This window comes from Algoriphagus aquaeductus (assembly GCF_003253485.1).
Taxonomy (GTDB): domain Bacteria; phylum Bacteroidota; class Bacteroidia; order Cytophagales; family Cyclobacteriaceae; genus Algoriphagus; species Algoriphagus aquaeductus.
In genome coordinates, this window is the sequence record NZ_QKTX01000008.1 from 76902 (window position 1) to 100914 (window position 24013).

At 44.9% G+C, this 24013-nt stretch carries 21 protein-coding genes and 7 tRNA genes; 12 read left to right on the top strand and 16 right to left on the bottom strand.

Going from position 1 to position 24013, the window contains the following annotated elements; translation table 11 throughout:
- Nucleotides 1-70 precede the first annotated feature (70 nt).
- From CLV31_RS21845 to CLV31_RS12135, 8 genes are all read right to left on the bottom strand, one after another.
- Nucleotides 71-138: transfer RNA gene (locus CLV31_RS21845), tRNA-Lys, on the bottom strand.
- Nucleotides 123-386, bottom strand: a complete 264-nt coding sequence (locus tag CLV31_RS12100) for a GIY-YIG nuclease family protein (RefSeq protein ID WP_111393284.1) — start codon at nucleotides 384-386, stop codon at nucleotides 123-125. The genes CLV31_RS21845 and CLV31_RS12100 overlap by 16 nt, the downstream gene beginning before the upstream one ends.
- Before the next feature lie 59 nt (nucleotides 387-445).
- Nucleotides 446-518 (bottom strand) — tRNA-Lys (locus CLV31_RS12105).
- 30 nt (nucleotides 519-548) lie between these two features.
- A tRNA-Lys gene (locus CLV31_RS12110) sits at nucleotides 549-614 on the bottom strand.
- 152 nt (nucleotides 615-766) lie between these two features.
- Nucleotides 767-840: transfer RNA gene (locus CLV31_RS12120), tRNA-Arg, on the bottom strand.
- A gap of 28 nt (nucleotides 841-868) precedes the next feature.
- Nucleotides 869-942, bottom strand: a tRNA-Pro gene (locus tag CLV31_RS12125).
- Nucleotides 943-977: 35 nt separating this feature from the next.
- Nucleotides 978-1050 (bottom strand) — tRNA-Lys (locus CLV31_RS12130).
- Between the two features lie 30 nt (nucleotides 1051-1080).
- A tRNA-Lys gene (locus CLV31_RS12135) sits at nucleotides 1081-1146 on the bottom strand.
- 282 nt (nucleotides 1147-1428) lie between these two features.
- On the opposite strand from CLV31_RS12135, the gene CLV31_RS12140 reads away from it, so the two are divergent.
- Nucleotides 1429-1965, top strand: a complete 537-nt coding sequence (locus CLV31_RS12140; RefSeq protein ID WP_245943392.1) for an SH3 domain-containing protein — start codon at nucleotides 1429-1431, stop codon at nucleotides 1963-1965.
- Nucleotides 1966-1997: 32 nt separating this feature from the next.
- Here CLV31_RS12140 and CLV31_RS12145 read toward each other — a convergent pair whose 3' ends face one another.
- From CLV31_RS12145 to CLV31_RS12160, 4 genes are read right to left on the bottom strand one after another with little or no spacing between them, the layout of a single operon-like run.
- Entirely contained in the window at nucleotides 1998-2738 is a 741-nt protein-coding gene (locus CLV31_RS12145) for a 3-keto-disaccharide hydrolase (RefSeq protein ID WP_111393155.1), read from the bottom strand.
- Nucleotides 2739-2745: 7 nt separating this feature from the next.
- The gene (locus CLV31_RS12150; RefSeq protein WP_111393156.1) at nucleotides 2746-3171 is read right to left on the bottom strand and encodes a c-type cytochrome; all 426 of its coding nucleotides are present in this window, start codon (nucleotides 3169-3171) and stop codon (nucleotides 2746-2748) included.
- 20 nt (nucleotides 3172-3191) lie between these two features.
- A complete protein-coding gene (locus CLV31_RS12155; RefSeq protein WP_111393157.1) occupies nucleotides 3192-4244 on the bottom strand; it encodes a sugar phosphate isomerase/epimerase family protein in 1053 nt (350 codons plus the stop codon).
- A 33-nt stretch (nucleotides 4245-4277) separates the two neighbouring features.
- Complete coding sequence (locus tag CLV31_RS12160) at nucleotides 4278-5447, bottom strand: Gfo/Idh/MocA family protein (RefSeq protein ID WP_111393158.1); 1170 nt, start codon at nucleotides 5445-5447, stop codon at nucleotides 4278-4280.
- Nucleotides 5448-5693: 246 nt separating this feature from the next.
- Between CLV31_RS12160 and CLV31_RS12165 the strand changes: the two genes are divergently transcribed.
- From CLV31_RS12165 to CLV31_RS12185, 5 genes are all read left to right on the top strand, one after another.
- Nucleotides 5694-6920, top strand: coding sequence for a nucleoside permease (locus CLV31_RS12165; protein WP_111393159.1), 1227 nt, complete (start codon nucleotides 5694-5696; stop codon nucleotides 6918-6920).
- Nucleotides 6921-6934: 14 nt separating this feature from the next.
- Complete coding sequence (locus tag CLV31_RS12170) at nucleotides 6935-7807, top strand: hydroxypyruvate isomerase family protein (protein ID WP_111393160.1); 873 nt, start codon at nucleotides 6935-6937, stop codon at nucleotides 7805-7807.
- Nucleotides 7808-7832: 25 nt separating this feature from the next.
- Nucleotides 7833-9512 (top strand): GMC oxidoreductase, encoded by a 1680-nt coding sequence (locus tag CLV31_RS12175; RefSeq protein ID WP_111393161.1) that lies wholly within the window; start codon nucleotides 7833-7835, stop codon nucleotides 9510-9512.
- A gap of 21 nt (nucleotides 9513-9533) precedes the next feature.
- Nucleotides 9534-10088, top strand: a complete 555-nt coding sequence (locus tag CLV31_RS12180; protein WP_111393162.1) for a gluconate 2-dehydrogenase subunit 3 family protein — start codon at nucleotides 9534-9536, stop codon at nucleotides 10086-10088.
- Nucleotides 10089-10152: 64 nt separating this feature from the next.
- A complete protein-coding gene (locus CLV31_RS12185; protein ID WP_111393163.1) occupies nucleotides 10153-11043 on the top strand; it encodes a sugar phosphate isomerase/epimerase family protein in 891 nt (296 codons plus the stop codon).
- Here CLV31_RS12185 and CLV31_RS12190 read toward each other — a convergent pair.
- Nucleotides 11040-11693, bottom strand: coding sequence for an MCP four helix bundle domain-containing protein (locus CLV31_RS12190; protein WP_181452623.1), 654 nt, complete (start codon nucleotides 11691-11693; stop codon nucleotides 11040-11042). The two genes, CLV31_RS12185 and CLV31_RS12190, sit on opposite strands and share 4 nt — an antisense overlap.
- Nucleotides 11694-11794: 101 nt before the next feature.
- Entirely contained in the window at nucleotides 11795-12592 is a 798-nt protein-coding gene (locus tag CLV31_RS12195) for a glycoside hydrolase family 16 protein (RefSeq protein ID WP_111393164.1), read from the bottom strand.
- Between the two features lie 128 nt (nucleotides 12593-12720).
- Between CLV31_RS12195 and CLV31_RS12200 the strand changes: the two genes are divergently transcribed.
- Nucleotides 12721-13884, top strand: coding sequence for a homogentisate 1,2-dioxygenase (locus CLV31_RS12200; RefSeq protein WP_111393165.1), 1164 nt, complete (start codon nucleotides 12721-12723; stop codon nucleotides 13882-13884).
- Nucleotides 13885-13923: 39 nt separating this feature from the next.
- Here CLV31_RS12200 and CLV31_RS12205 read toward each other — a convergent pair whose 3' ends face one another.
- Entirely contained in the window at nucleotides 13924-14334 is a 411-nt protein-coding gene (locus tag CLV31_RS12205) for a transposase (RefSeq protein WP_111393166.1), read from the bottom strand.
- 156 nt (nucleotides 14335-14490) lie between these two features.
- Nucleotides 14491-16122, bottom strand: coding sequence for an alkaline phosphatase PafA (gene pafA / locus CLV31_RS12210; RefSeq protein WP_111393167.1), 1632 nt, complete (start codon nucleotides 16120-16122; stop codon nucleotides 14491-14493).
- Nucleotides 16123-16362: 240 nt separating this feature from the next.
- On the opposite strand from pafA, the gene CLV31_RS12215 reads away from it, so the two are divergent.
- The 5 genes from CLV31_RS12215 to CLV31_RS12240 all read left to right on the top strand — a co-directional run bounded on the left by CLV31_RS12215 (nucleotide 16363) and on the right by CLV31_RS12240 (nucleotide 23826).
- Nucleotides 16363-18063, top strand: a complete 1701-nt coding sequence (locus CLV31_RS12215; protein WP_111393168.1) for a hypothetical protein — start codon at nucleotides 16363-16365, stop codon at nucleotides 18061-18063.
- A gap of 59 nt (nucleotides 18064-18122) precedes the next feature.
- A complete protein-coding gene (locus CLV31_RS12220) occupies nucleotides 18123-19955 on the top strand; it encodes an ABC transporter ATP-binding protein (protein ID WP_111393169.1) in 1833 nt (610 codons plus the stop codon).
- A 34-nt stretch (nucleotides 19956-19989) separates the two neighbouring features.
- Nucleotides 19990-20358, top strand: coding sequence for a hypothetical protein (locus CLV31_RS12225; RefSeq protein WP_111393170.1), 369 nt, complete (start codon nucleotides 19990-19992; stop codon nucleotides 20356-20358).
- Between the two features lie 62 nt (nucleotides 20359-20420).
- A complete protein-coding gene (locus CLV31_RS12230; protein ID WP_111393171.1) occupies nucleotides 20421-21959 on the top strand; it encodes a YifB family Mg chelatase-like AAA ATPase in 1539 nt (512 codons plus the stop codon).
- A 271-nt stretch (nucleotides 21960-22230) separates the two neighbouring features.
- On the top strand, nucleotides 22231-23826 hold the full coding sequence (locus CLV31_RS12240; protein ID WP_111393173.1) for a DUF7133 domain-containing protein: 1596 nt from the start codon (nucleotides 22231-22233) through the stop codon (nucleotides 23824-23826).
- The last annotated feature ends 187 nt before the right edge of the window (nucleotides 23827-24013 follow it).

The window sequence follows — 24013 nt, forward strand, 5'->3', positions numbered from 1 at the left end:
ACCCATGCCATAGCGAAAAAGTTGAATTCCATAAAAATAAAAAAAGCAGACCATTTTTAGTCTGCTTTAGTGATCCCGCTGGGATTCGAACCCAGGGCCCTCCCGATTAAAATCGGGATGCTCTACCAGCTGAGCTCCGTCCGCCATTTTCGGATAAGATCTTGAATATACGCTCTTGACTTCATCTTTTTTATCTTCAGCTCTCGTTGTTTCGCCGAAACTAGATCCACCCATTCTTCCTTGTACACCAACTCCCAAGGCACTCCGGTGGAAGTAAATTTGGAGTGACCAAGATTATGTTCGTAAAGCCGGCGATCCAAATCCGTACAGGCACCTACATAGTACTTGTCGATTTTTTTCGAATACAAAATATAGACCCATGCCATAGCGAAAAAGTTGAATTCCATAAAAATAAAAAAAGCAGACCATTTTTAGTCTGCTTTAGTGATCCCGCTGGGATTCGAACCCAGGACCCATACATTAAAAGTGTATTGCTCTACCAGCTGAGCTACGGAATCTGATATTTTATATATGCAAAGCGCTTTTGCTTTTGCGGCGGAACTCGAACCCTGAACCCTCCCGATAAAATCGGGATGCTCTACCAGCTGAGCTACGGAATCTGATATTTTATATATGCAAAGCACTTTTGCTTTTACTGCGAAACTCGAAACCTGAACCCTCCCGATAAAATCGGGATGCTCTACCAGCTGAGCTACGGTATCGGCTTTATAAATAAAAAGCGGAACGAATTCCGCTCATTTTTTAGTGATCCGCTTAGGATTCGAACCTAAGACCTACTGCTTAGAAGGCAGTTGCTCTATCCAGCTGAGCTAGCGGACCTGGATAACTACTTCTAGTTATAATAAAGTCGGGGTGGCAGGATTCGAACCTACGACCTCCACATCCCAAATGTGGCGCGATACCGGGCTACGCTACACCCCGAAACTTTAATTTTAACTCCTTACAAGTTAAACTTGTGATCCCGCTGGGATTCGAACCCAGGACCCATACATTAAAAGTGTATTGCTCTACCAGCTGAGCTACGGAATCTAATATTTTATATATGCAAAGCGCTTTTGCTTTTGCGGCGGAACTCGAACCCTGAACCCTCCCGATAAAATCGGGATGCTCTACCAGCTGAGCTACGGAATCTTAAATCTTCCAAATTGACTCTCTGAGCTTGCTTTTTGCCAGATCATTGCCGTAATTGGACTGCAAATTTATGACTCTGATTCCTAAATGCAAAGCCTCAAATCAATCTTTCTTACAAAACTTTCTATATTTTTTATTCTGTTTTTACAAAGTATTCATTGTCAGGCCAATGTACCCCAGCTTTTGGTAGCAGATTCTTTGTTTAATCAACGAAGCTATAAGGAAGCCATGGAAATTTACCAGCCGAACTTCCAATTAGGCATATATTCCCCTTCGATGTTATTGAAAATGGCCTTCATCGCCGAAGGAATTGGAGACAGTGAAAATGCGACTTTGTACCTGAGTAAGTATTACGACCTAAGTCCTAATCCACAAACCATCGCTAAAATAAAATCTCTTACAAAACAATCTGAACTAGTAGGCTATGAAGTAAGCGACGGCATGCGGTTTGTTCTTTTTTTGGTGGAATACAAAGAATTAATTGTAGCCTCACTGACCTTATTTTTGATCATGTCACTGATTTTCCTGTGGTCCAAAGGAAATAAACTCACCGAGGCCAGATTCTATTGGCCTTCAGTGATTCTAATTACTTTGATTTTTGTAACCAATAATTTTCTAAAAGGACCTAATACCGCCTTAGTCACCTCGAGTCCTTCATTGATCATGACTAAACCGACAGCCGGAGGAGAACCTATTGGCTTGGTTGAGCCTGGACATCGGGTAAAAATCAAATCTTCTAAAGATGTTTGGTTTGAAATCGAATGGAAAAACCAAGTTGGTTATATCAAAAAAAACGATGTGACCAGACTATAAAAATAAAGGGCTTCGATTGAAGCCCTTTATTTTTATAGTCTTTTTATCATCAAGTTCCGATAATGGACCACATCTCCGTGATCCTGTAAGGCAATTTTACCTTTCTTATACTTACCAAAACCCGGCATATCTTTAAACTTACTTTTTGCGATCAATGCCTCCCACTCAGGAGTGAAAAGTTGGGTGGAAACGATATTTACGCCATTGAGATAAAAATCAAGTTTGCCTTGATTGATTACGATTTCAGCTTGGTTCCACTCTCCTGCAGGTTTTACGGTTTCCTCACTGCTGACAATCAGATCGTATAAATCACCTGCCCGGTGACTTATAATTTTAGCATCTGGATGACCGGCATTGTCCAATACCTGCATCTCCGGACCTGTTTGCCAAGGATATTGATATTCCGGAGACTCATGAACCAAAAAGATGACTCCACTATTTCCGTTCGGAGCGATTTTCCATTCATACTTGAAATGGAAATTTTCAAACTCCTCATTGGTCACAATATCACCTCCATCACCAGTCTGCCAGCCATCTTTGTTCGCTGCATCGAGATAGAGCTCTCCATTCTCAATTTTCCAGGCTTTACCGACCTCTCCTCCTCCATATTTAGACCATCCGTTGAAGGTTTGACCGTCAAAAAGGGATATCCATTCTTCTGTAACCGCAGCCTCGGTTGTCGTGTCGGTTGTTTTGGTTTCTTCAGTTTTGGGTGGTGAGCAGGCCACCAAAAGACCTGCCGCTGCCCAAATCATAATTGTTTGTCTATTCATCTGTTTCTTACTTTTTCAAAAGCAACACATAGCGAACCATGTCCTTTGCATCTTCTTCGCTCAAACCTGGGTGTGCAGGCATAGGCACTTCACCCCATACACCAACTCCACCTGCAATCACTTTCTGTGCTAGCATGGTGATGTTTTCTTCAGTGCTTTCATATTTTGCAGCTACTTCTGCATAGGAAGGCCCTACGATTTTACGCTCTACCATATGGCAAGAGGTACAATCTGACCCTTTTACTTTCTCCAAACCCTTGATGTAGATAGGATCGTCTTTGTACTTGTCTTCAAGGCTGATTTCTTTAGCTGGTGAAGCTGCCGGTGCAGAGGCCTCAGCTGTTGTTTCTGTTGTTTTTTCTCCACCTCCACAGGCGAAGGTAAGTCCCGCCACTGCCAACAGGGCTAGGTTTAATGGTTTTGTAATTTTCATTGTTTATTTAGTTTGGGTATTCAAATTCCTAATACTTTTCTATTGAACGCTTCATCTGCACCCGTACCGGCAAAATCATCAAAAGCCTTCTCTGTAACCTTAATAATGTGAGAGGCAATAAACGGTGCCCCTTCAGCCGCTCCCTGCTCAGGATGCTTAATGGCACATTCCCATTCCAACACCGCCCAACCACTGTAATTATACTGCGAAAGTTTGCTAAATATTCCTGCAAAATCAACTTGGCCATCTCCTAAAGATCTGAACCTTCCGGCTCTTTCCACCCAGCCTTGAAATCCACCATAGACTCCTTGCTTTCCTGTCGGATTAAACTCGGCATCCTTCACATGGAACATTTTGATCCGCTCGTGATAAAAATCAATGAATTGAAGATAATCCAGACACTGAAGCACAAAGTGACTTGGATCATAAAGAATGTTTGCTCTCTTATGGCCACCCACTTTGTCCAAAAACATTTCGAAGGTGATCCCATCATGCAGGTCTTCACCGGGATGAAGCTCATAGCACACATCAACTCCGACTTCATCGAAGGCATCCAAAATCGGCTTCCATCTTTTGCCCAACTCGGTAAATCCTGTCTCTACCAAACCGGCTGGACGCTGAGGCCAAGGATATACGGTATGCCACATCAAGGCTCCTGAGAAAGTGGCGTGAGCATTGAGTCCCAAGTTTGCGGATGCTTTGGCGGCATACTTTAGCTGCTGAGTAGCCCATTCAGATTTTCCTTTCAAATCCCCCTTCAGATTGGCAGGGGCAAATCCATCAAAGAGTTCATTGTAAGCTGGATGTACAGCAACCAATTGGCCTTGAAGGTGCGTAGAAAGCTCAGAGATCTCCATACCAGCGTCCGCCACAATTCCTTTGATCTCATCTGCATAGGTTTTGCTTTCAGCAGCTTTCTGCAAATCGATCATTCGGGTGTCCCAGGAAGGAATCTGGACTGCCTTATAACCCAAATCAGCCATGTAGTGACTGATATTTTTAAGATTGTTAAATGGAGCCTTATCATCAGCAAACTGCGCAAGGAAGATTGCAGGCCCTTTAATAGTTTTCATATTGATTTCGGGTTTGAATAGTTTGAGTAAAAGTTATTTCTCTACAATAAATGGGGTCCACTTCTGGTCTGATTGAGTGCTTCGAAGGACATGATCGATGAAAGCCATCCCCCGGATTCCATCCTCGATACCGGGATAATCTTCCCACTCCCACTTGGGTTTTTGGCCCGCACGATCAGCATAGATACATCGGGCAAAATTACGGTACAAGTTGGCAAAAGCTTCGATGTAGCCCTCTGGATGTCCCGCAGGGGTTCGGGTGTTTTCTTGGGCCATAGAACCTAAATATCCAGTCCCTGCTCGGTAAATCTGAGCCGGTCCGGTTGGCTCTCTGAAAACAAAGGTATTGTTCAGTTCCTGTTCCCACTCCAGTCCTCCTTTTTCTCCGTAAACACGGATCTTCAGGTTGTTTTCGCATCCAGTATCGGTCTGAGATGCCATCAATACCCCTGAGGCCCCGTTTTCAAAACGAAGTAAAACCACTCCATCATCATCGATCGGTCTTCCTTCGATTTTGATATACAAATCTGCACAGACATGCGAAACTTTCAATCCGGTGACATACTCGACCATATTAAATGCGTGGGTTCCGATATCTCCCATGCAGCCCGCCAAACCATTGCGGTTAGGATCGGTCCTCCATTCTGCCTGCTTGTTGTTTTCGGTTTCGAGAAGCTTATAAAGCCACCCCTGGGGATATTCCACATATACTTTGCGGACTTTACCAATTTTACCTTCCATGACCATTTGTTTGGCTTGCTTGATCATCGGATAGCCTGTGTAAGTATGGGTAAGGAGAAATCTCCGATCCGAATTTTTGACAATATGGTAGAGGTCTTTGGCTTCCTGGTAATTCAGCGTAAGCGGCTTATCTAAAGCCACATGGAAACCATGCTTCAGGGCTTTCACAGTAGGATCGAAATGCACATTGTTTGGCGTCACAATCGCCACCACATCCATCCGGTCTCCTTCAGGACGTTGAGATTCTTTTTCATACATCTCATCATAGTTGCCATAGACCCTGGCTGGATCGAGCATGAGCTCTTCCCCTTTTTGTTTGGATTTAGCTGGGTTGGAGCTAAACGCTCCACACACCAATTCAAACATCCCATCCATCAGAGCACCATTCAGGTGAATAGCTCCGATGAAAGATCCTGGACCTCCGCCCACAAGGCCGAGTTTCAGTTTTTTAGCTGCTGACATAGGTCAAAAGATTAGTTTATAGGTTAATTGAGTTTATGATTTTTTGAGTTGGAAGCGAAATTTCGGCTATTCTCCCTCAAAGGAAGGCGGTTTATGACCAATTGCATCATTGGGTTATGAATGGCTTTGCCAAAACTTTTTTACCCCTTTCTTAGGATTCTCAATTGAGATGCTTAAAATAGAGTAAAAAGCCCAAATTCTAAATTCCACGCCCTAAAATCACACTTTTCTAACCCAAAATTGCCTATGCCCATACCGATCAAGTTTCGTCTATCCCTAATGATGTTTTTGGAATTTTTTGTTTGGGGATCTTGGTATGTTACTATGGGGACCTTTCTAGGCACCAACCTTAAGGCCCAAGACCAAGACATTTCACTAGCCTTTTCCACTCAGTCATTTGGTGCGATCATCGCTCCATTTATTGTGGGCTTGATTGCAGACCGGTACTTCCAGGCCCAGAAGATCCTGGGAGTAATTCATCTTCTGGGAGCTTTACTGATGTACATGCTATATCAAGCGGTCGATTTTGGAGGTTTTTTTCCATTGATCCTTGCCTATATGATCCTGTTTATGCCCACTCTTGCTTTGGTCAATTCGATCTCTTTTAATCAAATGACCAATCCCGAAAAAGAATTTTCGGTCATCAGAGTTTGGGGAACGATCGGATGGATAGCAGCGGGAATGCTGATCTCTTACCTTGCTTGGGACAGTCAGTCAGGCATGGGCGAAGGATTGCTGAAAAACACCTGGCTCATGGCCGCTGGTGTGTCGGTCATTTTGGGGATTTATAGTTTTACGCTGCCTGCCACACCTCCTAGAGCGAAAAGCTCAGGAAAATTCAAGCTTTCCGAAGCCTTGGGACTGGATGCTTTGTCCCTTTTGAAACATAAAAATTACGCCATCTTTTTTATTTCTTCCATTCTGATTTGTATTCCACTCGCCTTTTACTATCAAAATGCCAGCCCTTTTTTAACTGAAATCGGTGTCGAAAACTCTACCGGAAAAATGGCATTGGGGCAGGTATCTGAAGTACTGTTTATGCTCGCATTGCCTGTTTTTTTTTCCAGATTCGGATTGAAAAAGACCCTGATCATCGCCATGCTGGCTTGGGCTTTGAGATATTTCCTGTTTGCGTTTGGGGATGCAGAGGCAGGCGTGTGGATGTTGTTGCTGGGCATTATCTTACATGGAATCTGCTATGATTTTTTCTTTGTCAGCGGTCAGATCTACACCGACTACCATGCAGGCGAAAAATTCAAATCCTCTGCTCAAGGCTTAATTACCTTAGCAACCTATGGAGTTGGGATGCTGATTGGGTTTTGGGCAGCAGGTCAAATCTCCAACCATTACCTTGATCTGGCTGGCAATCACGACTGGAAGTCAATTTGGCTAATTCCTGCTGGGATTTCCCTTTTGGTTTTACTATTTTTCATCACTTTTTTCAAACCTGAAAAAACAATTCTCAAACCTTAACCCATCAATAACCTATGAATTTTGATTCTAGCCGGCGATTAGCCTTTAAAAAATTGGCCTTGGGTGGCGCCGCCTTCGGGAGTTTAACCTCCTTTGATTTTAAGGAGCTAAATCCCCTTCCACTGAAAGGTAATATCAACCACGGAGTGTGTGCCTGGACGATGCCTTCGCTGAACTTGGATGAACTCTGTGTCGCCATTAAAAAAATTGGCTTCAATGCAATCGATCTGGTAGGTCCTCAGGGTTGGGATACTTTAAAAAAACATGGAGTCGATTGCTCCATGTGCAATGGCGCTGAGCTAGGCATCCCCCGAGGCTGGAATGATCCCCAATACCATGAACAGTTGATCAAGAATTATACAGAATTGATCCCTCAAGTAGCTAAATACGGGTACAAAAACCTGATCTGTTTCTCCGGCAACCGTAACGGAATGGATGATGAGACCGGGATGAAAAATTGCGCAGAAGGATTGAAAAAAATCATGAGCGTGGCCGAAAAGCACGGCGTAATCATCCAAATGGAGTTGCTCAACAGCAAGGTAAACCACAAAGATTACATGTGTGATCTTTCCCCTTGGGGAGTGGAGCTCTGCAAAATGATTGGTAGTGAAAACTTTAAGCTCCTTTTTGATATTTACCATATGCAGATCGATGAAGGAGATATCATCCGGAGTATCCAGACCAATCATCAATACTTTGGTCACTATCATACTGCCGGAAATCCAGGCAGAAATGAACTGGATGAAAACCAGGAAATCAATTATCCCGCGGTAATGAGAGCCATTGTAGCAACTGGCTATAAAGGATATGTTTCTCATGAATTTATCCCAAAGTCTGAGGATAAAATCGCTGCACTCGCTCAGGCAGTGCAAGTATGTGATGTGTAACTAATTAAACCAAATACCATAACCTATGGCAAATGAAGCGTATGACGCAATCGTAGTTGGGTCAGGGATTAGCGGCGGATGGGCCGCTAAAGAGCTGACGGAAAAGGGGCTGAAAGTATTGCTCCTGGAGAGAGGCCCAATGGTCGAACATGTAAAAGACTATAAGACGGCAACCTTAGCACCTTGGGAGGTTCCACATAGAGGAAGAAGAACACAAGAGCACCTGAATAATCACCCCAATCTAAAGAGAGACTACGTTCTGAATGAGCTCAATCTGGACTGGTGGGCACATGAGAGTGATTCTCCTTATGTGGAAGAAAAACCATTTACTTGGTTCAGAGGCTATCAGGTGGGAGGCCGATCCTTACTTTGGGGAAGACAATCTTACCGCTGGGCTGAGATTGACTTTGAAGCCAATGCCAAAGAAGGTATCGCCGTAGATTGGCCGATCCGATACAAGGATATTGCGCCTTGGTATAGCTATGTGGAAAAGTTTATCGGAGTATCCGGTTCCAAGGATGGATTAGACATCCTTCCCGACGGAGAATTCCAGCCACCTATGCCGATGAACTGTGTAGAAGAGGCCGGTGCAGCTAAAATCAAAGAGCATTACAAAGGGGCAAGAACCTGGACCATTGGACGTCCTGCCAACATAACGCAGCCGCTTCCCGGACGTCCGGGATGTCAGTATAGAAACAAATGCTCCCTAGGCTGTCCTTTTGGAGGCTACTTCAGTACCCAGGCCTCTACGCTTCCCGCTGCACAAGCCACCGGCAATTTGACTTTGAGACCTTGGTCGATCGTACGTCGATTGATCTATGACAAAGACACTCAAAAAGCCACCGGTGTAGAGGTATTGGATGCGGAAACCAATCAGACCATAGCGTATGATGCCAAAATCATCTTCCTTTGTGCTTCAGCTTTCAATTCCACAGCAATCCTGATGAGAACAGCCACTGATATTTGGCCAGGTGGACTGGGATCAAGCTCTGGAGAATTAGGGCATAATGTAATGGATCACCACTTCCGGTTGGGAGCAAGCGGAACCTACGAAGGATTTGAAGACAAGTATTATTTTGGAAGAAGACCGACCGGACTTTACATCCCACGATTCAGAAACCTCAACGGAGAAAAACGTGACTATATCCGAGGATTCGGCTATCAGGGAGGTGCCAGCAGAAGTGGCTGGAGCCGAGATGTGGCCGAACTAGGATTTGGTGCGGGGATGAAAGATGCCCTCACCGAACCGGGACCATGGTCGATGGGGATCACTGCATTTGGTGAGATCTTGCCTTACCATGAAAACACCATCAAACTTTCTGATACAGTGAAGGACAAATGGGGCATGGAAGCGCTGGTAATGAATGCTGAAATCAAGCAAAACGAGCTGAACATGCGTAAAGACATGATGGCCGACGCTGCTGAAATGCTCGAAGTGGCCGGATTCAAAAACGTAAGAACCTATGACAATGGCTACACCTTCGGACAGGGCATCCACGAAATGGGTACTGCCCGAATGGGAAGAGACCCAAAAACCTCGGTGCTTAACGGCAACAATCAGGTCTGGGATGCTAAAAACGTATTTGTAACTGACGGAGCTTGTATGACTTCGGCAGCAGCTCAAAACCCATCCTTGACCTACATGGCTTTGACTGCCCGAGCGGCAGCTTTCGCCGTGGAAGAATTGAAAAAGAAAAACCTCTAATCTGAAAAAGATATGACTGTAATGAATCGAAGAGATGCTTTGAAAAGCGTCGTGCTCATGATGGGAGGTACTATGATCGGTGCCACCGCTATTTTGACCGGATGTGCACCGGACACTCAGATCAAAGACCTGAATTTCACTCCGGATGATTTGGCATTCTTGGATGAAATCGGAGAAACCATCATTCCTACCACTGATACTCCGGGAGCCAAGGCTACGAAGATTGGCGAGTTTATGAAGATGATGGTGACGGACTGCTATGATGCAGATCAGCAAAAGGCCTTTATCGATGGTCTGAATGCGCTCAGAAAAGACTTCAAGACCGAAAAAGGGACTGATTTCATGGAAGCAGGAGCAGAAGACAGATTGGCTTTTCTCAACGGAATGCAAGAAAAATTCAAAGCAAGCGGAGAAGAGAGACAGCCCATCGTGATCAATATGCTGAGAGATTTGACCGTGCTTGGGTACTTTACTTCTGAAATCGGAGCCACTCAAGCGCTTCGATATGTAGAGACGCCAGGTCGTTTTGACCCCTGCGTGGACTACAAAAAAGGAGACCGAGCCTATACCGGATGATCCTAATTAATTCAAACCCATTGCCTGCCCCTATTTTGGGCAGGCATTTTCATTCTACCCCCCTATGAAGAACCAACGAAGAAAATTCATTCAAATCAGTGCGATGCTCGGTGTGGGCACTGCATTCCTGCCACTTCAATTTTGTGCAGCACCCAAAAAGGAAGAGTCAACGGCAGAAACCCCCAAATCTAAACTTGACAAGTTTGGCATTCAATTATACTCCGTAAAAGAAGACATGGCTTTGGATCCCGTGGCGACCATGCGCGCCTTAGCTGGATATGGATATAAGCAGTTTGAAGGTTTTGATGGCGGGAAAGGAATCCTTTGGGGAATGACTCCGCCCGAGTTCAAATCGTTGATGAATGAGATAGGGGTGGAAATGGTCGCCAGTCACTGCAACGTGTTCGAAAACCTGGAAACTCAAGCCCAACAGGCAGCAGAAGTTGGAATTAAATACTTGATTTGCCCCTGGATCGGTCCCCAAAAATCATTGGAAGATTATCGAAAAATGGCCACCCAATTCAACCAAATTGGTGAAAAACTGAAGGCCTTCGGAATCAGGTTTGCCTACCACAATCATGACTATACCTTTGTTGAGCTGGAAGGTCAGCTTCCTCAGGACCTGTTGATGAATGAAACTGATCCAACTTTGGTTGATTTTGAACTGGATATCTATTGGTCCCATGTGGCCAATGTGAATACCGGTGAGTATTTGGCAAAGTATCCCGGCAGATTCAGACTTTGTCATGTGAAAGACGCGGAGGCCGGCACGGGCGATCCTCATCAGCGGGGAGTATTGCTGGGTCAAGGTGAAATCCCCTATGCCAGTCTGATCAAACAATCCAAAGATTTGGGAATGGAGTATTTCATTGTGGAGCAGGAGAGATTCCCTACAGGCACTCCACTGGAAGCTGCAGAAGCCAATGCTCGATATTTGGCTTCTTTGGAATTTTAAATCATTTCCCGGTCACTGCTTTCTGACTTTCTAAAAAGTAAGAGAAACATGACGACCACCAAAATGATCAGCAGAGCCACTTCAAACTGAGCCCAGATCTGGGAACGATTGATGAGAACTTTGGCTTTGCTGATCAATTTTTCACCTTCTTCCAATTGGATTTTGCTGAGGTTGTCCAGGTCCCGTTGAGCTCGGGTGATTTTTTGGTCATATACTTTGACCTGCTCACGATTGACCCCGGATGAATCTGTGTAGAGCAAGTTGTAGTTTTTTATATTCAGATCCTCTGAAATTATTTTCTTAAAATCAGTCAGATAGGTGGCCTCCTGCTCGGTGAGATTGGTGGCCTCAAACTCCACTACAATATCCAGAATTGCCTTTTCATGCTCGGAGATTTCATTGATCACCTTGGAATAATCATAATCTAAATCACAATGATCCACCAATTTCTGAATCTTAAACAACTTCTCTGAAATTTTAAAAATATACCCTTCCACTACAAGGCGGTCATTATACACTTCGGTAAAGGTGCCGCTGATACTCCGAAAGGACTGTCTCTCGAGAAGGTTTTTCCCATAAAGCATCAACAATAAAATCCCGATGATAATAAAAGCTCTGACTTTTCTTCTTTTCAGCACGTGGTTATTCATTTGGCGTGAGTATTTCTAACTAAAGAGATGTGGTTAAGTAAAAGACTATATCTCTAAATCCCAAAAAATGAAAGCAAATCCTTACGATTTACTTTCCGGCATCAATCCGGCATTTTGTCATATACCCTCACATAATCCACTTCCATCCGCTGAGGCCAAATGGATGAATCCACCCCTTTTTGCCCTCCCCAATTGCCTCCTACGGCAATATTCAAAATCAAATGAAAGGGTTGATCAAATGGCCACTCCTTATAATCACCACCTGTATTTTCAAAAGTGAAATAGTTGTGTCCATCGATAAAAAAATCAATTTTATCTGCTTTCCAATCGATCGCATACAGATGGAATTCACTTTCAAAGGTCTCCACTTTTTTTTGAGCCCCTTTTTGGGTTCCTTTCACATGATTGAAGGCTTCCGTATGCACCGTGCCATGGACCACTCCCGGATCATATCCTACATGCTCCATGATATCGATTTCTCCGTTTTTTGGCCATCCTCCAAAGCGATTTTCCTCAGGAAGCATCCAAATAGCCGGCCAAGTACCGAGTCCTTGCGGCAATTTGGCCCGAACTTCAATGTATCCATATTGCCAAGCCGCCTTTCCTTTGGTGACTAATCTTGCCGAACTGTATCCTTTGGGACGGGAGGAGTCAGCATGGGCTTCCACTATCAGGACCCCATCCTCTATCCGGGCATTTCTCAAATTTTCCTTGGAATAATATTGAAGTTCATTATTCCCCCAGCCATGATCCCCCACGTCATAGCTCCACCATTTAGGATCAGGCAATCCGCTCTGATCAAACTCCTGAGACCAAAGTAGTTTTGCAGGTAGACTGCCCTGTGCAAAAACAGTAAGCGATAAAATAAAGGGAATGCAAGGGAGAATTAAATTTTTCATAATTTCTGAGTTGAAGAAAATTACAAAACTTTACCAAAAGGAGAAGGGTTGAACCCATAAAAGGTTGGATTATCGACTTTTCCTCCTGGGATAAATTGTAATTTAGCAGCGAATATAAACCCGAAAATATGGCCTACTATGTAAGAATGGGGCAAATCCCCCCTAAACGCCACACCCAATTCCGCCAGCCGGATGGTAGCTTGTACAAAGAAGAGCTGGTGAGCTCCAAAGGGTTTTCAGGAATTTATTCCAATCTGTACCATATCTACAATCCCAACGAAGTCAAATCCATCGGAACACCCAAGCCCTTTCATTGGGAACCTGCCAAGGAACATGGACTCAACCAAACACACCTCAAGACTTCGGGAGTAGAAACCACAGGAGATGACTACCTCAGCGCCCGCCGAATGCTCATGATGAATAACGATGTGATGATGGGCATTTGCGCTCCAAAAAAGCGTAAAATGGGTTATTACTTCAAAAACGCAGACGGGGATGAACTGATTTACATCCATGATGGAGAAGGGGTGCTTTACTCCCAATTTGGAAAACTGGAGGTGAAAAAAGGAGACTATGTAGTCATTCCCCGAACCACCATCTATCGATTTGAATTTGCAGAAGAAGGTCCACTCAGACTTCTCGTAATCGAATCTCATGGACCTATCGAAACGGTCAAAAGGTACCGAAATGAAGTAGGGCAACTCTTGGAGCATTCCCCATATTGTGAGCGGGACATCCGGCCTCCCCATGAAATCCATGTCGAGCGTGAGAAAGGAGATTATCTAGTACAAATCAAAAAACAGGGCTTCCTGCACCAATACCATTATGCACACAGTCCTTTGGATATCGTAGGTTGGGATGGATACCTCTATCCTTATGCCCTGTCGATCCATGACTTTGAACCCATCACCGGCCGCATTCATCAACCACCCCCGGTTCATCAGACTTTCCAGGCTTGGGGTTTTGTAATCTGTTCTTTTGTTCCCCGCCTTTTTGATTACCATCCTTTGGCTATACCTGCTCCTTACAATCACAGCAACATCGATTCCGATGAAGTATTGTATTATGCCGAAGGGGAATTCATGAGCCGAAAGGGAATCGACAGAGGATCCTTTACCATCCACATGGGAGGGCTGCCTCATGGTCCTCATCCGGGGACAGTTGAAAAGTCCATCGGAGCTAAAGAAACAAAAGAATATGCTGTCATGCTGGACACCTTCCGTCCCTTATTCATCACGACGGATGCACTGGAGTTTGTAGACAAAAATTATCCCATGAGCTGGACGGAATAAGCAAAAGAGGCCTGATTTCGAAAATCAGGCCTCTTTTCTTTACAGACCGAAAAATTTTAATTCTTCTTTCAAAGTCATTTCTTTATGCTTCAATTCCTGTCGATCTATCAATGACCTAATGATCGAAAGCCGGTTTAGGCTTACTGAATGCGCATGATAGCGATCTTCCCAATCTAACCTTTTCCCTAGCTTTTCTCTTTCCAAACGGATGGAGATTTGTCCCCTGATCGAATGCACCAGTTGATCGACGGACATATTTTGGGGAAGCTTCACCAAGAGGTGCAAATGGTCAGCTAGAACACTAAAGCCCGCTTGCTGATCTTCTGTTTCAGAAAAATATTCTTCCAATGCTTTTTTTACCAAAGGGCGGACTTTTTCTGAGATTGCGGGTTGTTGGTCTTTGACTTCTAACACCACATGAGTCCAAATATTTGAGTATGAATGAGTCATTAATGAAAATGAAAGCTCATAATTTAGAAATAAAATCAAAAACCTCCCAACAGTACTCTTGGTAATTTTGTAACAAAACACCCCTAGTTCACCTTCCTTCTATCGAGAAAGGAAAATGAAATAGGGGTGCATAAAAGAAATGTAAAATAGAATCTTTTACCTATCCAACAATTCCTTGATCGGTTGTCCGGTAGCTCCATTCGGCATTCGGATTTGGAGCAATTGGGCCAGGGTAGGTGCAATGTCTGTCACAGTGGTGTAGGCCGCACTTTTACCGGGTTTGATCCCCCAGCCATAAAATGCAATAGGCACATGGGTATCATAGGTAAATCCCGATCCATGTGTGGTGCCTCGCTGACCGCCTACCAGCCAAGCCGGTTCCAAAATCAGCAAGACATCACCAGATGCTTTGTGGTTATAGCCCATTTGGAGTAGATGAGGCCGGTTCTGGGTAAATTCTTGTCTTCGTAAATCCGTAGCGGTATACGCTTCTTTCACTCCTCTGAACCGTAATACATACTCCGCTAAATCTCTTTGCATCTGTTCCAGATTCATCTTTTTGGACTTGATCAACTCATGATTCAGGAAAATCTGTTCATTGGAAAAGTTCATAATCCAGTCCCCTTCTCCATACATCGCCAGTGCAAATCCTTTCAATTGCCCTAAGACCATCCCTGAGTTAAAATTTCCCGCGGGGATATTTTCACTGATCATGTAGGCGGGTACGTCAGCTACAGCATGGTCAGCTGAAATAAAAGCGAGGTATTCGCCTTTGCCGAATTTTTTGTCCAAATAATCAAAGAACTGAGCCAGCTCTCGGTCAAGTCGTAGATAATTATCCTCCACTTCTACTGAAGAGGGACCAAACCGATGTCCTATATAATCCGGACTGGAAAAGCTGACCGCCAAGAAATCAGTCACCTCACGTTGACCCAACTTTTCTCCTTCTATGGCAGCATAGGCAAAGTCAAGGGTAAGACTGTTGCCAAAGGGTGTCGAGGCCACCAAACCATAGCCACCGTTATTTTCCTTCAGCGAGTCCAGTATGTAGGGAAAGGTCGGGGTGTTTTTCCCAATAAAAGGACCTTCAAAATCATTATTGTCCGGAAGGCTGTTTACATACGATTCGACGGGAAAAAGAGTCGTCCAAGTTTGCTTTAGGTAATAATCAGGCCGCTTTTTGGCGTTGAAGTCCGCTACCCACTGAGGGAGAGTCTCATAATAATAGGTGGAAGTCATCCACTCCCCGTTTACATCATCATACCAGTAAGCATCACCTGTGTGACCGGCTGGAAGGCTTGCACCACGGTCTTTGATCGCAATTCCTATTGCCTTGGATCGCTTCCCGGTAGACAACCTCAACTCATCCGTGATCGAGGTAGAAAGCATATTTCTAGGACTGATTTTCCCGTTTTCCGGGCTCCCTCCCACGTTGGTCACGGTCGAATCCTCAGCACAATAAATCATCCTGTTGAGTGAGCGCACAAACCAGTTGTTGGCAACCACCCCGTGTGTGGCAGGAGTAGTACCTGTGTACACAGAGGCATGTCCGGGTCCGGTATAGGTAGGGATATAATTATAATGCCCGTTGGTCATCATAAATCCCTGATTCAGGAAACGTTTGAATCCATGATCCACATACCGATCAGCGAAGCGATAAAAATATTCCTGCCTCATCTGATCTACTATGATCCCGACTACAAGCTTGGGTTTTTTGGGTGATTCCTGTGCCATCACACCAGTCGCGAGCATGAATGACATCAGAAAAACAGTGAAAATTGGTCTCATGGTTGATTTTGAATTTTTTCAAAGATAAAGATAAAGCTCATTTTGACCGTTAACAGGACGTTAAGCGTCAGACAGGATATGGACAAAAATCCATCCAATCTGATCCAGAACATCATGGACCGACTTCAAACGATTGGTTTTAAATTATTTGAATAAATTCCAGATATGCGAAATCCCGCATTTCAAGATTCCTTTGGTTTCATTCAAAAAGTATTTCTTTTTCTTTTCTAGATTTAGGTGATGCAAAAAAATCTCTACCTCCGACTTTTCTTCCTCATAGGAATTTTACAGACGATCGTAGTATCATATCCGGCCTTATCCCAAGGAGCCTATATACCTTATGATCGGGAGTATTACCATAAAATAGAACGATATGAAATCCTTCAAGGCAAAACCAACCCTTTCTTCAACACAGGGTTCAAGCCCTTTCGCCGGGATATTTTAGCGCAATACTTGGATAGTTTGGCAGAGAATCCCACGGTCATCCAATCCAAATCGGATCAATTCAACCTGGATTATTTGAGTCAGGATTCTTGGGAATTTTCCAAAAGAGAGCTTCTAGAGTCCAGAAAACCCTTTCTTAAATCACTCTATCGGCGGCCAGGAGATTTTGCACATTACGAAGGAGAAGACTTTGGGATTCACCTTTCACCTGTTATTTATCTCAGTGGCGGAACCGAAACCGGAAATGAGCGCAACCCGGCAAGGCTGGCAAGAGGTTTAATGATACGAGGTTCGGTGGACAAAAAAGTGGGTTTTTACACCTACCTGACCACCTCCGAAGTGTTTTTCCCTTCTTGGGTAAAAAACTATGCGGCATACAATGGTGCCGTGCCTGGTGAAGGTTTTTGGAAAGAATATCAATCAGACGGATACAGCTATTTTTCTGCTTTGGGCCATGTGTCTTTTCAGATTACCAAACATATCGAGATCCAAGCCGGACACGACCGTAATTTTGTGGGTGAAGGATATCGCTCTTTCCAGATTTCCGATTTTTCAAACCCCTACATGTTTGTCAAGTTCAATACAAAAGTTTGGAGATTTCAATTGACCAACCTCTGGACCCAAATGACAGCCGATGTCTTTTACAATCGACGCAGACCTACAGATGGCCGATATCCCCAGAAATATTTCTCCTATCATCGCCTAGGTATGAATGTGGGCAAAAGCATGAACTTGGGCTTTTTCTCCTCGGTCATGACCGACAAAATCAATTTCAATTACTTCAACCCGATCATTTTTACGCGCTGGGTAGAGCAGCAGCAAGGGACCCCGGACAAAGTCATGCTGGGATTGGATGGTAAATGGATATTCAGACCGGGCATGGAACTCTATGGACAGTTTGCTCTGGATGAGTTTGTCTTCAATGAATTTTTTGGAATCGATGGAAAAGGTTCCAAGCGCAACAAGTACGGAATCCAGGCAGGATATAAATATATGAATGCTCTGGGAATCAAAAATCTAGATCTCCAGATCGAATGGAATCAGGCTAGACCGTACACTTTTCAGGAAAAAGTCACCCACCAATCTTACACCAACTGGAGGACTCCTCTGACCCATCCAAGAGGAGCCAACTTCAGAGAATTTGTGGGAATCCTCAGGTTCCAGCCCCTTCCCCGACTGGATCTCAATCTCACAGGCATGTACCAATACTTTGGTGCAGATGAAAATGCCGGAATCAACTGGGGAGGCGATCTTCTCAAAAACAGACTGGAAAACAGTCCGACGGGTCTCTTTGGAAACTTCATCGGTCAGGGCGTAGAAAACAGGGTGATTCAATCCAACCTGACCGCGAGCTATATGCTAAGGCACAATTTCTTCATCGATGCTTCGCATTCGTTTCGAAGAAGAACCGCGCAAGATCTTAGTGCTCCTGAAAGCAGCAATTTCATGCAATTGGCCTTCCGTTGGAATTTCGTCAGACCTGACTTCAATTTCTAGACAAAACCCACTCAGCCAATTTTGCGTAACTTGCGGGCTGATTCATTCTTGCTGATTTAATGAAAACCTACCTTCGGATCCTTTCCTATGCCCGCCCTTTTGGAAGGTTTGTTCCGATTTATATACTCTACGCCTTTTTGGCGATTGTTTTTGGCTTACTCAATTTCACCCTGCTCAAGCCACTCTTTGATGTGATTTTTGAGCAGGTAGAACCTGAGGCTATGGAAAGATTCCGAACCATGCCCTCGTTTAGCTTTTCGGTGGACTATTTCACATCCCTCTTCAATCATCGATTTCTGATGGTGAGTGAGGAATACGGCAAATTTGGAACCTTGATTTTTGTCTGTATCATCATTGTGGGTTCTGTTTTCCTTTCCAACTTGTTTACCTACCTGTCCGGAGTGGTGCTGGCCAAAGTACGTGCCGTGGTGATCAAAGAGATGAGGATGGATATTTTCAATCGAGTCAATGCTTTGCACATCGGTTATTTTTCCAACGAGCGCAAGGGAGACCTGATGTCCAAAATGACCAATGATGTACAGGAAGTGGAAAATACCATCGTACAATCGCTTAGAGTCGTATTTCGGGAGCCTGTCACAATCCTTCTTTATTTTGCGGTTCTTTTTTTCATGTCCGTGAAGTTGACCCTTTTCACTATTTTGATCATTCCCATTTCAGGAGCGATCATTGGAGGTATTACCAAAAGGCTTAAAAAGAGAGCTGTGCAGAGTCAGCAGTCTCTAGGGCGAATCGTCAACATTTTGGACGAAACCATCGGAGGAATGCGGGTCATCAAAGCCTTCAATGGAGAGCAGTTTGTCGGAGAAAAGTTTGATCGGGAGACCGCATATTATTCTCAGGTCAACGTCAGCATGGCCAAGAAAAATGAATTGGCCTCACCCATTTCTCAGTTTTTGGGTGTGTCGGTCGTAGCAGGGATTTTGGTCTATGGAGGCAGTCTGGTATTGAGTGGAGAGTCTGATTTGAGCGCTTCCGACTTCATCACCTACATCATTATTTTCACTCAGGTGCTCAATCCTGCCAAAGAAATTTCCCGTGCCATGTCGAGTATTCAGCGGGGCATTGCTTCCGCAGAGCGCATATTTGAGGTCATTGACACCCCGAGTCAAATCAAATCTCCGGATCACCCCAAGCCCCTTTCCGGATTCAGCCAATCCATTGATTTCAAAAAAGTAAGTTTCGCCTATGAGGATCAATTGGTGCTTAAAAACATTGATTTTTCCCTGAAAAAAGGGAAAACCATTGCCCTCGTTGGTCCATCCGGAGGTGGTAAGTCCACCCTGGCAGACTTGGTCCCAAGATTTTATGATCCTGCGGAAGGACAGATTCTGTTGGATGGCACAGATATTCGTGAATTTTCGACCCAGGACTTAAGAAATCTTATGGGAATTGTAACTCAGGAATCCATTTTGTTCAATGATACCGTATTTAACAATATCGCCTTCGGTATCAAAGGTGCCACCGAAGCCCGGGTCATCGAAGCCGCCAAAATTGCGAATGCTCATGGGTTTATTTCTCAGTTGGAAAAAGGCTATGAAACCAATATCGGGGATCGCGGATCTAAGCTTTCTGGTGGACAGCGCCAACGTCTGAGTATTGCACGGGCAGTATTGAAAAATCCCCCGGTATTGATTTTGGATGAGGCGACTTCTGCCCTGGATTCGGAGTCTGAGTCTTTGGTCCAAGAGGCCTTGACCAAATTAATGAGCAACCGGACTACCTTGGTGATTGCCCATCGGCTAAGCACAATCCAACACGCTGATGAAATTCTGGTCATAGAGCGTGGTGAAATCGTCCAAAAGGGAACTCATCAGGAGCTTCTGTTGGTTGAAGGCTTGTATCAGAAACTTTCGAGTATACAAGCTGTATGATACTTTAGTATTACCCAATTCTGAACCAAATGCCATGAAAACTCTAGCCCATTATCTCCAACTCGCCTTGCTAGCCTACTTCTTTTTATTCTTACTTTTCTTTATCTTTTTCGAGTCCTTGGGTTCCTTGTTTGGAATGGACCCCATCGCCTCCTCTTCTTTGGTGAAAGTATTTCTGACTGGCCTCCTGTTGTTTCTTGCTACTTGGATTACCAAGACTCTACATACCAAAGGATTGACCGAGCAAATCAAGAAAATGGAAATTGAGATGAATTCGGTCAAAGCCAAATTATATGATCTTGAGCATCCAAAAATAGCCCAACCTTCCAAACCTGTTCCCCAAAAAAATCAGGAAGAATCTTCAGGAATGATTCGCCCACGTCAAAATTTCACAGATCAATAAAGATTTAATTTTCACAATCGAGTATATTAAGGAGACCAAACCGTCTCCTTTTTTCATTCCCTATGGTCGCAAAAACTTTTGGAAGTGCTGTATCTGGCGTGGATGCCAATCTCATCACCATCGAGGTGAATGTGGGGCAAGGTACCAGTTTCTTTATGGTAGGTCTGCCCGACTCGGCTGTGAAAGAATCGCAGCAGCGGGTAGAATCCGCCCTGAAATACTTTAACTACCGAATGCCAAGGCAAAAAGTGGTCATCAATCTCGCTCCGGCAGATATCCGCAAGGAAGGTTCGGCCTACGACCTCCCCATCGCGATGGGGATCCTGCAGGCATCCGAGCAGGTCAATTTTCCCGAACTTGATCGCTATGTGATCATGGGCGAACTCGCTTTGGATGGGAATCTGCGCCCGATTAAAGGCGTCCTTCCCATCGCCATCGAAGCGAGAAAGCGAGGGTTCAAGGGGTTTATCCTTCCCCTGGAAAATGCCAAAGAAGCCTCCATCGTTAATAATTTGGATATTATTGGAGTGGAAACACTCGATCAGGCGGTGGACTTTCTCCAAGGCACTTTAGAAATCGAACCGTTGGTGACGGATACCCGGGAGATTTTTTATCACTCACTCGACGACAATGAATTTGATTTTGCTGATGTCCAAGGTCAGGAAAACATCAAGCGGGCGATGGAAATCGCCGCAGCGGGCGGGCACAATGTGATCATGATCGGTCCTCCCGGGGCTGGGAAAACCATGCTCGCCAAGCGTCTGCCTTCGATCCTTCCTCCACTTTCTCTTCAGGAAGCCTTGGAGACAACCAAGATTCATTCGGTGGCAGGGAAACTTGGTAAAAATGCCTCTCTACTTGCCCAAAGGCCTTTCAGAAGCCCTCACCATACGATCTCAGACGTGGCCTTGGTGGGAGGTGGCGGCAATCCGCAACCGGGAGAAATCTCATTGGCTCACAACGGAGTTTTGTTTTTGGATGAACTACCGGAATTCAAACGCACCGTTTTGGAAGTGATGCGCCAACCGCTTGAAGAGCGAAAAGTCACCATCTCCCGGGCCAAAGTCTCCGTGGACTACCCGGCCAACTTTATGCTGATCGCCAGTATGAACCCCTGCCCTTGTGGCTACTACAACCACCCCGAAAAAGAATGCGTCTGCGGTCCCGGTATCGTACAGCGCTACCTCAACAAGGTCAGTGGTCCCCTACTCGACCGCATCGATTTGCACGTGGAGGTGACTCCGGTGAAATTTGACGAGATGACCTCCACCCGCAAAAGTGAATCCAGCAAAGCGATCCGTGAGCGAGTCATCCAGGGAAGAGAAAAACAAAAATTACGCTTTGAATCTAATCCGGAGGTATTCTGCAATGCCATGATGCCTTCCCACATGGTCAAAGAAGTCTGCCAGATCAATGAAGCCGGCAAAGCCTTGCTCAAAACCGCCATGGAGCGTCTCGGGCTATCCGCCCGGGCCTATGACCGCATCCTTAAAGTAGCCCGAACGATTGCCGACATTGCCGAAAGCGACAGCATCAAAGTCGAGCACCTGGCCGAGGCGATTCAGTACCGAAGCCTGGACCGAGAAGGATGGGCGGGGTGAGGACAGAGATTCGGAGATTTAGAAAATCAGAGATTGAGATTTCTCTAATCCCTACTACTTTTTCATTATCCACCATTCACCAAAAATCCGTAGCATACCACCTGAGAGAAGGAAGCCATGACCTTATTGGTTTTGATTGGGACAAAATCATGGATTTTGCATTATTGCAGTTCAAATGATCCATTTGAAAACCTAATTTCCTTACCCAGGTTAGGCTATTTTTTAGCTTGGAAATTCTTTAATTTCAGTGACTTGTATCCCAATTCACGCTATGAAGACCCGCATCACACCATCCGGAATTCCCTTATTCCTTCTCCTAATTATTCTTGCGTCTTCCTGTCAATCCCCTTCTACCCCAGCATACCTAACCTTTGAAGACACCACCGCAGCGGTCTATGGCCCTTATCGGGTCATCAAGCTCCCTATTGACAAAGGGGTGACCATTGTCAACCCTGTGCAGATCTCTCTGGGGCCTGGGGGTTTTCTTTTTGCCGCCAACCAAAGCGGAGAGATCTACACGCTTAGAGATACGGATCAGGACGGACTCGAAGATTCGGCCTTACTTTTTGCCGATCTGAATGAATTAGGCCTGCATTCCCCGGTTGGATTTACACATATTGGCGAAACCGTTTTTATAGGGACCCGAACAGAAATCAAGGCATTCCAAGATGTGGACCAAGATGGAAAAGCGGACACTTCCTGGACCTTTTTCGACAAAATGCCTGTCAGTGACCATCCCTATGAATGGACCTCGGCACTCAGTGTAGGCCCTGACGGCTGGATTTACTTCGTACTTACCACCGACTCCTGGAATCCGGGAGCTTCCCCTGACCCTCAAGGCCTAAGGGGATCGATTCTGAAAATATCACCGGATGGCAGTCAGTGGGAACAGGTAGCCACAGGCATCCGATCTATCCATGGCATGGCTTTCAACCCTTCGGGAGACTTATTTTTTGCCGATAACAAGGGCGGAGGCAATCCTACCGAAGAGCTCAACCTTCTGCAGGCCGGGAAATTTTACGGTCACAATCCCAAAAAATACGAAGGCAAGTTTGATACGATCATTCCTCCGGTTTTTTCTTTGGAAAATGAAATTGCTCCAAGCGGGATTGAATTCAATTCGGTGAGCAATGATTTTGGCGGCACTGGGGGGAATCTCTTTGTGGCCTTTTATGGCCCTGGTGAACACTGGACCAGAGGCGGAGTAGGAAGAGTGGTGGTGAATCGATCTTCCTCTGGCTATTCGTTTCAGGAGTTCCCCGTAGTGGACATTCCCAAACTTTCTGATTTAGCCTTTGGAGCGGATGGTTCCTTGTATGTCGCTCATCACGGGATTTCGGATTATTGGTACAATGCCGTTGAAAAGAAAACCGGGGGATTTTACAAAATTATCTATGATCCCGGATTGGAAGGAAAAAACCCGATTCATAAACAAATCAAAGAGCTGGACCTATCGGAAGCTTCCTTGGAAAACGGAAAACAGCTTTTTGCAATTAGGGCCTGCTCTGCCTGTCATGCCGTAGACGGAACCACGGAGCTTTTGGGCCCTAACTTAAAAGGAATCGGAAAGGAGTTTTCTCAGGCAGAGCTTTTGGAAGAAATCAACAAACCCTCAGACCGAATCAAACCCAGTATGATCGCGACCAAAATCACCAAGAAAGACGGAAAGGTCCTGCTGGGAAGAGTTGTCTACACGGACGACAATGCCATCTCTCTGATGCTGGTAGGCAATCATATCGTCCAAATACCCAAATCAGAAATCCAGTCTAGCGAGGAAGTCCTCAAATCATTGATGTATGAAAACCTCCTGGCGGGTCTTTCGGAAGAAGAAATCAAAAATCTTCTGGATTACCTTTCCAGCCTTTAAGTTCCCAATCGGCAACCTGCAAGGAATTGAGGTACGATACTTTGCTTTAAAATACCTTTTCATACAAAGTATAGGACAAAAAAATACACCTATCCTTCTACAATTTCCAAACTGGAAATACGGGTTAATTTATTGGCAATTATTATCTTATGATCGCTCCTTGGCAAATTCAGGAGAGTCAGTTGAC

Excerpts from the sequence above, each read along its gene's own strand:
- CLV31_RS12100 (WP_111393284.1), bottom strand. The coding sequence starts at position 386 with ATGGCATGGGTCTATATTTTGTATTCGAAAAAAATCGACAAGTACTAT.
- CLV31_RS12140 (WP_245943392.1), top strand. The coding sequence starts at position 1,429 with ATGTTATTGAAAATGGCCTTCATCGCCGAAGGAATTGGAGACAGTGAA.
- CLV31_RS12155 (WP_111393157.1), bottom strand. The coding sequence starts at position 4,244 with ATGAAAACTATTAAAGGGCCTGCAATCTTCCTTGCGCAGTTTGCTGAT.
- CLV31_RS12145 (WP_111393155.1), bottom strand. The coding sequence starts at position 2,738 with ATGAATAGACAAACAATTATGATTTGGGCAGCGGCAGGTCTTTTGGTG.
- CLV31_RS12195 (WP_111393164.1), bottom strand. The coding sequence starts at position 12,592 with ATGAAAAATTTAATTCTCCCTTGCATTCCCTTTATTTTATCGCTTACT.
- CLV31_RS12160 (WP_111393158.1), bottom strand. The coding sequence starts at position 5,447 with ATGTCAGCAGCTAAAAAACTGAAACTCGGCCTTGTGGGCGGAGGTCCA.
- CLV31_RS12230 (WP_111393171.1), top strand. The coding sequence starts at position 20,421 with ATGGTCGCAAAAACTTTTGGAAGTGCTGTATCTGGCGTGGATGCCAAT.
- CLV31_RS12225 (WP_111393170.1), top strand. The coding sequence starts at position 19,990 with ATGAAAACTCTAGCCCATTATCTCCAACTCGCCTTGCTAGCCTACTTC.
- CLV31_RS12205 (WP_111393166.1), bottom strand. The coding sequence starts at position 14,334 with ATGACTCATTCATACTCAAATATTTGGACTCATGTGGTGTTAGAAGTC.
- CLV31_RS12170 (WP_111393160.1), top strand. The coding sequence starts at position 6,935 with ATGAATTTTGATTCTAGCCGGCGATTAGCCTTTAAAAAATTGGCCTTG.
- CLV31_RS12165 (WP_111393159.1), top strand. The coding sequence starts at position 5,694 with ATGCCCATACCGATCAAGTTTCGTCTATCCCTAATGATGTTTTTGGAA.
- CLV31_RS12240 (WP_111393173.1), top strand. The coding sequence starts at position 22,231 with ATGAAGACCCGCATCACACCATCCGGAATTCCCTTATTCCTTCTCCTA.
- CLV31_RS12150 (WP_111393156.1), bottom strand. The coding sequence starts at position 3,171 with ATGAAAATTACAAAACCATTAAACCTAGCCCTGTTGGCAGTGGCGGGA.
- CLV31_RS12180 (WP_111393162.1), top strand. The coding sequence starts at position 9,534 with ATGAATCGAAGAGATGCTTTGAAAAGCGTCGTGCTCATGATGGGAGGT.
- CLV31_RS12175 (WP_111393161.1), top strand. The coding sequence starts at position 7,833 with ATGGCAAATGAAGCGTATGACGCAATCGTAGTTGGGTCAGGGATTAGC.
- CLV31_RS12220 (WP_111393169.1), top strand. The coding sequence starts at position 18,123 with ATGAAAACCTACCTTCGGATCCTTTCCTATGCCCGCCCTTTTGGAAGG.
- CLV31_RS12185 (WP_111393163.1), top strand. The coding sequence starts at position 10,153 with ATGAAGAACCAACGAAGAAAATTCATTCAAATCAGTGCGATGCTCGGT.
- CLV31_RS12200 (WP_111393165.1), top strand. The coding sequence starts at position 12,721 with ATGGCCTACTATGTAAGAATGGGGCAAATCCCCCCTAAACGCCACACC.
- CLV31_RS12190 (WP_181452623.1), bottom strand. The coding sequence starts at position 11,693 with ATGAATAACCACGTGCTGAAAAGAAGAAAAGTCAGAGCTTTTATTATC.
- CLV31_RS12215 (WP_111393168.1), top strand. The coding sequence starts at position 16,363 with ATGCAAAAAAATCTCTACCTCCGACTTTTCTTCCTCATAGGAATTTTA.
- pafA (WP_111393167.1), bottom strand. The coding sequence starts at position 16,122 with ATGAGACCAATTTTCACTGTTTTTCTGATGTCATTCATGCTCGCGACT.